General features: G+C 53.9%; 2 tRNA genes. Both read left to right on the top strand.

Annotated elements, in window-relative coordinates:
- The first annotated feature begins 12 nt into the window (after positions 1 to 12).
- Positions 13 to 97 (top strand) — tRNA-Leu (locus tag AC07VH_RS29225).
- Positions 98 to 425: 328 nt separating this feature from the next.
- Positions 426 to 510, top strand: a tRNA-Leu gene (locus AC07VH_RS29220).

Raw genomic sequence — 510 nt, 5'->3', positions numbered from 1 at the left:
AGCAGCATCAGTGCCCACGTGGCGGAATTGGTAGACGCGCATGGTTCAGGTCCATGTGCCTTCGGGTGTAGGGGTTCGAGTCCCTTCGTGGGCACCATTACCTAATTCGCAAAAGAGCCGCAAACTTTCACGAGTTTGCGGCTTTTTTCATTTCCGCGCCAGCCCCCCCCCTCTCCCGCCAACATAACTTTACCGGTCGCACTGCCGCAGTCGAGCAGCACGGCCTGCCGACAGACAGGAACATGCAAGAAACGCTGAAAAAAGAGGCAAATTCACGCCTTTTTCATAGGGAGCAGCCCTTTTCAAGCAAAAAAACATGTTTCTTGAAGAAAAGTGCAAAATGTTGATTGACCGAATGCGCGCCAGCCCTTATGATTTTGTCCTCGCTGCAGAACATGCAGCGACAAGCAGCAAGCAGCAACAATGCCCACGTGGCGGAATTGGTAGACGCGCATGGTTCAGGTCCATGTGCCTTCGGGTGTAGGGGTTCGAGTCCCTTCGTGGGCACCA

The organism is Janthinobacterium sp. GW821-FHT03C10 (assembly GCF_059420865.1).
The sequence above is the reverse complement of the archived record's forward strand: the minus strand, read 5'-3'. Positions and strand labels throughout refer to the sequence as shown.